Raw genomic sequence first — 8,586 nt, forward strand, 5'->3', positions numbered from 1 at the left:
CGTGACCGTCACGTACTACGTGTACGCTCCGGTCCCTGCGCGCTGTCCGAGTGCAAACTGGCTGCGCACGCTACGCTTAAACCGCAAAATTTGCCTTTTGATTGTCGTTAAAGAAGACAATAAAAAAGCCCATTTAGCATAAGAGGGCTTTTCTTGAATAACAAGTTTTTTACATCTTCGGGGTTCTAAGCCGGGCGGGCAATGGCGCTGTCGTTGGCAACCGGCGGAAGCGCCAGCTGGTTGTCCCAGGCGAGTTGCACCAGCTTATCTTCCAGCGTGAAGCGCGATTCCAGCACCTCGCCGACTTCGGAGAGCGCGGTTTGAAAATCCACGCAATTATCATCGTTAATCGCTTGCTGCAGATGGCTATCGTAGAGCTGCATGATGCGATCGGTATTCGCCTCCAGTGCCGGATAAATCTGCGCAGCGACGAATAAGGGGCTATCACCCTGCATCTCACTAATGATGTGTTCATACACGCTGAAATGGCCGGTGGAAAGGTAATCCACCAGGTTGTGACAAAATGCGTCCAGCGCCTGTTCATCCAGCGTGGATAACGCATCTTTTTGTGGCTTCATGCCAATAAGCTCGTAGTAAGTGACGAGCAGCTGTCGACGGGCGCGCAGCCATGAATCAACCAATTCATTTCCGCCGCCTACACGCTCTGTCAGGTTATCTAACTGGTTAAGCATATGGGGCTCCAGGTAGGTTATAGTTGTTTATTACACACTTAATATTAGGATTTCAGCGTGCGATTTGACGCTAAGGACAACGATTAAGATGCAACGTGAGATCTCAAGCTTAGACGCTGGATGGTGGGTTGTCAGCCATGAGCAAAAACTTTGGTTGCCGCAGGGCGAATTGCCGCATGGCTTAGCCAGCGATTTTGGCCTCAGCGGCAGCAACGCGATTTTGATCGGCGAGTGGCAGGGCGAGAATGTCTGGCTGGTACGTGAATCGCGTCCGGACAGCATGGGCTCCGTGCGCCAACTGATTGATGAGGATGTCGGCCTGTTCCAAATCGCCGGACGTGGCGTGCAGCTGGCGGAGTTTTACCGCTCGCATCGCTGGTGCGGCTATTGCGGCCATGAGATGCACATCAGCAAACGCGAATTTGCCTGCTTGTGCAATCACTGCCGCGAGCGTTATTACCCGCAAATTGCGCCGTGCATCATCGTGGCTATCCGCCGTGGCGATGAGATCCTGCTCGCCAATCATGCGCGTCATCGTAACAATATCTACACCGTGCTGGCGGGCTTTGTCGAAGTGGGCGAAACCTTAGAACAAGCGGTGGCGCGGGAAGTGATGGAGGAGAGCAACGTGCGGGTGAAAAACGTGCGTTACGTTACCTCGCAGCCGTGGCCGTTCCCGCACTCTCTGATGATGGCGTATATGGCGGAATATGACGGCGGCGATCTGCAACACGACGGCAAAGAGCTGCTGGATGCCGGCTGGTATCGCTACGACGATCTGCCGCTGTTGCCGCCGCCCGGCACGGTGGCGCGTCGCCTGATTGAAGATACCGTTGCCCTGTGCCGCGCCAGCGCGGCGTGAAAATGCTACACTGCTGGCCTTAGCATGAGAGAGCCCATTATGAGTGAACTGAAGAACGATCGTTATCTGCGCGCCCTGTTACGTCAGCCGGTAGATGTCACACCGGTATGGATGATGCGACAAGCCGGGCGTTATTTGCCGGAGTACAAAGCCACGCGCGCTGAAGCCGGTGATTTTATGTCGCTGTGTAAGAATGCTGAGCTGGCGTGTGAAGTCACGCTGCAACCGCTGCGTCGCTATGCGCTGGATGCGGCAATTCTCTTCAGCGATATCCTCACCATTCCGGATGCGATGGGACTTGGGCTCTACTTTGAGACCGGCGAAGGCCCGCGTTTCTCCAATCCGATCACCTGCCGTGCGGATGTCGACAATCTGCCAGTGCCGGATCCAGAGCAAGAGCTCGGTTATGTGATGAACGCGGTGCGTACCATTCGTCACAACCTGAAAGGCGAAGTGCCGCTGATCGGTTTCTCCGGCAGCCCATGGACGCTGGCAACCTACATGGTTGAAGGCGGCAGCAGCAAAGCGTTCACCAAAATTAAAAAGATGATGTACGCCGAGCCGCAAACCCTGCACAAGCTGCTGGATAAGCTGGCAGATAGCGTGATTCTTTATCTCAATGCGCAGATCAAAGCTGGCGCGCAGTCGGTCATGGTGTTCGACACATGGGGCGGCGTGCTGACCGGACGCGACTATCGCGAATTCTCGCTCTATTACATGCATAAAATCGTCGATAGCGTGCTGCATGAGAATGAAGGTCGCCGCGTTCCTATTACGCTGTTCACTAAAGGTGGCGGCCAATGGCTGGAAGCGATAGCGGCGACCGGCTGCGATGCGCTGGGACTCGACTGGACCACCGATATCGCCGATGCGCGTCGTCGTGTGGGTGATAAAGTGGCGCTGCAGGGCAACATGGATCCTTCCATGCTGTATGCACCGCCTGCGCGCATTGAGCAGGAAGTCGCCGGGATTCTCGAAGGTTTTGGCACTGGCGAAGGTCACGTGTTTAACCTGGGCCACGGCATCCATCCTGATGTGCCGCCTGAGCATGCTGGTGCGTTTGTTGAAGCGGTGCATCGTCTGTCACGTCCGTATCATCAGGGCTGATGATGGATTTAGCCGCACTACGCCAGGAACAGTTACAGCGCGCTGCTGATGTGGTGCGGCAGGATGATTTCGATGTGCTGCCGCCACGCTTTATTGGTGGTGCCGACGTGGGATTTGAACAGGGCGGCGAGATCACGCGCGCGGCTCTGATCATCCTCGAGTATCCATCCTTAAAGCTGGTGGAACACCGCATTGCGCGCGTGGCCACCACCATGCCCTATATTCCGGGCTTCTTATCCTTCCGCGAAATGCCGGCGCTGCTGGAAGCCTGGCAGCAGCTCTCCCAGTTGCCCGATCTGCTGTTTGTGGATGGCCACGGTATTTCCCATCCCCGTCGGCTTGGCGTGGCGGCGCATTTCGGTTCGCTGGTGGATGTGCCCACCATTGGCGTGGCGAAGAAGCGTTTGTGTGGACGTTTTGCTGAGCTGGACGCCGAGCCAGGCAGCCGTCAGCCGCTGCTCGACAAAGGCGAACAGATTGGCTGGGTATGGCGCAGTAAAGCGCGCTGTAATCCGCTGTTTATCTCGACCGGCCATCGCGTCAGCATGGATAGCGCATTGCAATGGGTGGAAGCCTGTACTGCGGGCTATCGTTTGCCGGAACCGACGCGTTGGGCGGATGCTGTCGCCTCCGGACGCCCGGCCTTTCTGCGCTGGCAAAACACGCCTTAACGCTGTTTGTGCCCGGCTTTTGCGGTACACTGCCGCCAGCTAACCTATTGAGAGTAAGTTTGATGTTACAGAATCCCGTCCATTTGCGTCTGGCGAAGCTTGAAAGCTGGCAGCATATGACTTTCATGGCCTGCCTTTGCGAGCGTATGTTCCCCAACTATTGGGCTTTTTGTCAGCAGACCGCATTCGCCGATCCGCAACTCTATCGCCGCATCCTCGATCTCATCTGGGAAAGCCTGACGGTCAAAGATGCCAAAATCAATTTCGACGGTCAGCTGGAGAAATTTGAAGCGGCGATCCCGGATGGTGACGATTTTGAGGTTTACGGTGTTCATCCGGCGATTGATGCCTGCGTGGCCTTGAGTGAACTGCTGCATGCACAGCTCAGCGGCGAAACGCTTGAGCACGCCGTTGAAGTCAGCCGTACATCGATCACCACCGTGGCGATTCTGGAAATGACGCAGGCCGGTCGCGAAATGACCGACGAAGAGCTGCGCGGAAATCAGGCTGTCATCGATGAATGGGACCTGCAGTGGGAGATTTTCCGCCTGCTGTCAGAGTGCGAGGAGCGAGACCTGGAATTGATTAAAGGCCTGCGTGCAGACCTGCGCGAAGCGGGAATCAGTAACATCGGTATACTTTTTCAGCAATAAGGCAAGAAAACGTGACTTCAGGCCCGAATTACCGCGCCTGGAGGCTTCACATCAGCCCCCAGTCTGGTCTACATTTGGGGGGCTGAAAATTGTGGCTATCGGTGCGTGCCGGCTGAACAAGGTCTGAGAATGGCTTTTCCCTCGCACTCGTTGCTTAGCAAGCGATAAATACACTTTAAGGATAACTTATGAACAAGACTCAACTGATTGATGTGATCGCAGAGAAAGCTGACCTGTCTAAAACCCAGGCTAAGACTGCGCTGGAATCTACCCTGGCTGCGATCACTGAGTCTCTGAAAGAAGGTGATGCTGTACAACTGGTTGGTTTTGGTACTTTTAAAGTGAACCACCGCGCTGAGCGTACCGGTCGCAACCCGCAGACTGGCAAAGAGATCAAAATCGCAGCAGCTAACGTGCCAGCGTTCGTTTCAGGCAAAGCTCTGAAAGACGCTGTTAAGTAAGTTTCCGCATTGCGGTTTAGCTTTAAAAGAGGGGGCGTTAGCGCCCCTTTTTGTTGCCGGGACCTGCCATGCTGAATTCAATTCCTCAGCGCGTTTGCGCCCTGTTATTTGCTGCGCTGCTGACGGGCTGTAGCTCCACTCCTGAACTTCCTGCCTTCACGGCGAGCGGCTATTTGGCCGACCGCGGCACTGTGCGCATCTGGCGCAAGAATAGCGACCATCAAGTTGTTCACCTGCGTACGGTCTTCACGCCGTTTAATGGCGATGCGATGGAAACCACTGACTACAACTGGCAGCAGCAGAAGCTGATTAGCGTCGAACGGCGCGTCGCGGGTGCTCAGCCGGATGATGTCACCTTACGCTTTGATCATCTGGGCAATCTCAATTTCATGCAGCGCCAGCTGGCGGGACGACGTGAAGCAGTCAGCGCTGATAGCGTTGAGCTGTATCGCTTCGATGCGCAGCGCATGCTGGATCAGAGCAATGCGTTGCTGGAAGGCCGCGTATTACTGCGTCAGGGCCATTGGCTGGGTGGCAATCAGGTGCGTGAGTGCGATGACAAGCTGGTGAATGCGGCCTTTGATCGCGACACGCTGTATACGCTAGGTCGCCAGCAGCAGAGCCAGGCTGCGCCATTGATGGTGTCGTGGCTGGAAGCGCCGGAGGGTGTGCAACTGCTGCGTGCTACGCCGGATGACGAATGCAGCTGGCAGCCAAAAGAGAGTGATTTCTGACAGGCGGATAAGAGAAGGGGCACTTGCTGTGCCCCTTTGCATACTTATTTGCGGTTAATCGCGCGGTAGCCGATATCGCGGCGGCAGAAGCTGCCATCCCAAGAGATATGCTGCGCCAGCGCATATGCGTTTTTCTGCGCAGCGGCAACATTGTCGCCCAGTGCGGTGACGCACAGTACGCGACCACCGTTGGTGACCACCAGATCGTCCTTCATGGTGGTGCCAGCGTGGAACACTTTGCCGTCCGGCACTTCTTCCAGCGGCAGACCGTGAATCTGATCGCCCGTGTTGTAATCGCCCGGATAACCACCCGCCGCTAACACCACGCCGAGAGAGGGACGCGGATCCCACTGCGAGGTTTGCTGATCCAGTTTACCGTCGGTAGCCGCCAGACACAGCGCCACCAAATCCGACTGCAAACGCAGCATGATCGGCTGAGTTTCCGGATCGCCGAAGCGGCAGTTGAATTCGATCACTTTAGGCTGACCGGCTTTATCGATCATCAACCCAGCGTACAGGAAGCCGGTATAGATGTTGCCTTCTGCTTTCATACCGTTGACGGTTGGCCAGATGATCTGATCCATCACGCGCTGGTGGATCTCATCGGTTACCACGGGCGCCGGAGAATACGCGCCCATGCCGCCGGTATTTGGACCGGTATCGCCATCGCCGACACGTTTGTGATCCTGGCTGGTGGCCATCGGCAGCACGTTGTTGCCGTCGACCATCACGATGAAGCTGGCCTCTTCGCCATCAAGGAACTCTTCAATCACGATGCGGTGACCAGCATCGCCGAACGCATTGCCAGCCAGCATGTCCTGCACAGCGGCTTCCGCTTCCGCCAGTTCCATCGCCACGATCACGCCTTTACCGGCAGCCAGACCGTCAGCTTTGATCACGATCGGTGCGCCTTTCTCACGCAGATACGCCAGCGCAGGCTCCACTTCGGTAAAGTTCTGATATTCAGCGGTTGGAATCTGCTGACGTGCCAGGAAATCTTTGGTGAACGCCTTTGAGCCTTCCAGCTGGGCAGCGGCTTGCGTTGGGCCAAAGATCTTCAGGCCTGCAGCACGGAACGCATCAACTACGCCAATCACCAGCGGTGCTTCCGGACCAACGATGGTCAGATCGATCTTTTCCTGCTGAGCAAAGGCCAGCAGCGCGGGAACGTCGGTGGCGCTGATTGCCACGTTTTGCAGAGCCGGCTCGAGCGCGGTGCCCGCATTGCCAGGCGCGACAAATACTGTTTCCGCCAGTGGCGATTGTGCCGCTTTCCATGCCAGCGCGTGTTCACGTCCGCCATTACCAATCACTAAAATTTTCATCTGTACTGCTCCCAACAATTAATGGCGGAAATGACGCATGTCGGTAAAGATCATCGCGATGCCGTGCTCATCAGCGGCGGCGATCACCTCATCATCACGGATTGAACCGCCTGGCTGAATCACGCAACTGATACCGACAGCCGCAGCGGCGTCGATACCGTCGCGGAACGGGAAGAAGGCATCAGACGCCATCGCGGAGCCTTTCACTTCCAGACCTTCGTCACCGGCTTTGATACCGGCAATTTTGGCCGAGTAAACGCGGCTCATCTGGCCGGCGCCAATGCCAATGGTCATGTTGTCACGTGCGTAGACGATGGCGTTGGATTTAACGAACTTCGCCACTTTCCAGCAGAACAGCGCATCACGCAGTTCCTGCTCAGTTGGCTGACGTTTGCTGACAACGCGCAGCTGGCTGGCATCGACCATGCCCAAATCGCGATCCTGAACCAGTACGCCGCCGTTAACTCGTTTGAAATCCAGCGCCGCAACGCGACCTTGCCACTGACCACACACCAGAACGCGCACGTTCTGCTTGGCCGCGGTAATTTTCAGTGCCGCTTCGCTGGCGGATGGCGCGATGATCACTTCAACAAACTGACGGCTGATGATCGCCTGCGCGGTGGCTTCGTCCAGCTCGCGGTTAAAGGCGATGATGCCACCGAAAGCGGAAGTCGGATCGGTTTTGTAGGCACGCTCATAAGCGTCAAGAATCGAACCGCCAACTGCCACGCCGCATGGGTTAGCGTGTTTGACGATCACACAAGCGGCTTCGTCGAACTCTTTCACGCATTCAAGTGCGGCATCGGTATCGGCGATATTGTTGTATGAGAGCGCTTTGCCCTGAACCTGCTGCGCAGTGGCCACAGAAGCTTCAGCAACATTCTCTTCTATATAGAAGGCAGCATCCTGATGGCTGTTCTCGCCGTAACGCATATCCTGCTTCTTAATGAAGTTGAGGTTCAGCGTACGCGGGAAGCGGCCAGCCGGTTCTTTGCTGTCGCTGTGATAAGCCGGCACCAGGCTACCGAAGTAGTTGGCGATCATGCTGTCGTAGGCGGCAGTGTGTTCGAAAGCTTTGATAGCCAGATCGAAACGCGTTTCCAGCGTGAGCGAGTTTTCGTTGGCATCCAGCTCGGCAATGATCGCTTCGTAATCGCTGCTCTTCACCACGATCGCCACGTCTTTGTGGTTCTTCGCCGCTGAGCGAACCATGGTTGGGCCACCGATATCGATGTTCTCAACCGCGTCAGCTAATGAGCAATCAGGTTTGGCAACGGTTTGTGCGAAGGGATAGAGGTTGACGACCACCATGTCGATTGGGTTGATGGCGTGTTCAGCCATGATCGCATCATCCTGACCACGACGACCCAAAATGCCGCCATGCACTTTCGGGTGCAGCGTTTTGACGCGTCCATCCATCATTTCCGGGAAACCGGTGTAGTCAGAAACTTCGGTGACGGGCAAGCCCGCATCTGCCAGCAGACGTGCGGTACCGCCTGTGGAGAGCAGCTCAACACCACGACTGGAGAGTGCCTGAGCAAATTCGAGGATACCGGCTTTGTCAGAGACACTGAGTAGAGCGCGGCGTACAGGACGACGTTGTTGCATGGTGGTTTTATCCCTTGGCTTTGTTTCGCGTAAAAAAGAGCGTTACATCAAGCTTAGTGTCTCTCTTCTATATAGAAGGAAACGCTTGCCTCATGTAACGCCCCAAAAGGGGCATCCTTGACGTCGCCGGGCATTGTAGCGAAAACGTTTGCGTGATGCTCGCCTAAATTCATTTGTGCGGCAGAGTGTGGATAACACTGTGTGTAACTGCGTATAAGGCGGGGTTTTGCTGTGGAATGCAGCGAACGGTTGTTTTTATTGAATTTAGCGGTTGCGTGCTGAGAACAACTCCCTATAATGCGCATCCATCAACACGGCACAACGGTTTACGAAGTGCGGTGTTGGTGAGGAAGATTCGATAAGAACTTCCGCCGGATGAAAACGCTGAAAAAAGTGTTTGACTCCGAAGGAGAGTAGCGTAGTATACGCCACCTCGCGACAGACGGTTCAGCCGCTGTTCGCAACGCTCTTTA

At 55.7% G+C, this 8,586-nt stretch carries 9 protein-coding genes; 6 read left to right on the plus strand and 3 right to left on the minus strand.

Annotated features, from left to right (window positions below; genetic code table 11):
- Positions 1 to 185 precede the first annotated feature (185 nt).
- Positions 186 to 692, minus strand: coding sequence for a sigma D regulator (gene rsd / locus ACVLVH_RS23650; protein WP_101763024.1), 507 nt, complete (start codon positions 690 to 692; stop codon positions 186 to 188).
- Positions 693 to 780: 88 nt separating this feature from the next.
- Here rsd and nudC point away from each other — a divergent pair, with 88 nt between their 5' ends.
- From nudC to ACVLVH_RS23680, 6 genes are all read left to right on the plus strand, one after another.
- Positions 781 to 1,554 carry an NAD(+) diphosphatase gene (gene nudC / locus ACVLVH_RS23655; protein WP_110868440.1) on the plus strand — a complete coding sequence of 258 codons (774 nt, stop codon included), beginning with the start codon at positions 781 to 783 and terminating at the stop codon, positions 1,552 to 1,554.
- Positions 1,555 to 1,593: 39 nt separating this feature from the next.
- A complete protein-coding gene (gene hemE / locus ACVLVH_RS23660) occupies positions 1,594 to 2,661 on the plus strand; it encodes a uroporphyrinogen decarboxylase (RefSeq protein WP_192415504.1) in 1,068 nt (355 codons plus the stop codon).
- A gap of 2 nt (positions 2,662 to 2,663) precedes the next feature.
- Complete coding sequence (gene nfi, locus ACVLVH_RS23665) at positions 2,664 to 3,332, plus strand: deoxyribonuclease V (protein ID WP_217550759.1); 669 nt, start codon at positions 2,664 to 2,666, stop codon at positions 3,330 to 3,332.
- Positions 3,333 to 3,394: 62 nt separating this feature from the next.
- Positions 3,395 to 3,985: a YjaG family protein gene (locus tag ACVLVH_RS23670; RefSeq protein WP_110868442.1), complete on the plus strand. Its 591-nt coding sequence runs from the start codon at positions 3,395 to 3,397 to the stop codon at positions 3,983 to 3,985.
- 188 nt (positions 3,986 to 4,173) lie between these two features.
- Positions 4,174 to 4,446: a nucleoid-associated protein HU-alpha gene (hupA, locus tag ACVLVH_RS23675; RefSeq protein ID WP_007886275.1), complete on the plus strand. Its 273-nt coding sequence runs from the start codon at positions 4,174 to 4,176 to the stop codon at positions 4,444 to 4,446.
- A 68-nt stretch (positions 4,447 to 4,514) separates the two neighbouring features.
- Positions 4,515 to 5,180, plus strand: a complete 666-nt coding sequence (locus ACVLVH_RS23680; RefSeq protein WP_312464706.1) for a DUF1481 domain-containing protein — start codon at positions 4,515 to 4,517, stop codon at positions 5,178 to 5,180.
- 44 nt (positions 5,181 to 5,224) lie between these two features.
- Here ACVLVH_RS23680 and purD read toward each other — a convergent pair whose 3' ends face one another.
- Both purD and purH read right to left on the minus strand, forming a co-directional pair.
- Positions 5,225 to 6,505 carry a phosphoribosylamine--glycine ligase gene (gene purD, locus ACVLVH_RS23685; RefSeq protein ID WP_192415508.1) on the minus strand — a complete coding sequence of 427 codons (1,281 nt, stop codon included), beginning with the start codon at positions 6,503 to 6,505 and terminating at the stop codon, positions 5,225 to 5,227.
- A gap of 18 nt (positions 6,506 to 6,523) precedes the next feature.
- Positions 6,524 to 8,113, minus strand: a complete 1,590-nt coding sequence (purH, locus tag ACVLVH_RS23690; RefSeq protein ID WP_192415510.1) for a bifunctional phosphoribosylaminoimidazolecarboxamide formyltransferase/IMP cyclohydrolase — start codon at positions 8,111 to 8,113, stop codon at positions 6,524 to 6,526.
- Positions 8,114 to 8,586 lie beyond the last annotated feature (473 nt).

It is taken from the genome of Kluyvera sp. 1366 (genome assembly GCF_054823405.1).

Coding starts and splice junctions, on each gene's coding strand:
- ACVLVH_RS23680 (WP_312464706.1), top strand. CDS start 4,515: ATGCTGAATTCAATTCCTCAGCGCGTTTGCGCCCTGTTATTTGCTGCG.
- ACVLVH_RS23670 (WP_110868442.1), top strand. CDS start 3,395: ATGTTACAGAATCCCGTCCATTTGCGTCTGGCGAAGCTTGAAAGCTGG.
- purD (WP_192415508.1), bottom strand. CDS start 6,505: ATGAAAATTTTAGTGATTGGTAATGGCGGACGTGAACACGCGCTGGCA.
- rsd (WP_101763024.1), bottom strand. CDS start 692: ATGCTTAACCAGTTAGATAACCTGACAGAGCGTGTAGGCGGCGGAAAT.
- purH (WP_192415510.1), bottom strand. CDS start 8,113: ATGCAACAACGTCGTCCTGTACGCCGCGCTCTACTCAGTGTCTCTGAC.
- hupA (WP_007886275.1), top strand. CDS start 4,174: ATGAACAAGACTCAACTGATTGATGTGATCGCAGAGAAAGCTGACCTG.
- nudC (WP_110868440.1), top strand. CDS start 781: ATGCAACGTGAGATCTCAAGCTTAGACGCTGGATGGTGGGTTGTCAGC.
- nfi (WP_217550759.1), top strand. CDS start 2,664: ATGGATTTAGCCGCACTACGCCAGGAACAGTTACAGCGCGCTGCTGAT.
- hemE (WP_192415504.1), top strand. CDS start 1,594: ATGAGTGAACTGAAGAACGATCGTTATCTGCGCGCCCTGTTACGTCAG.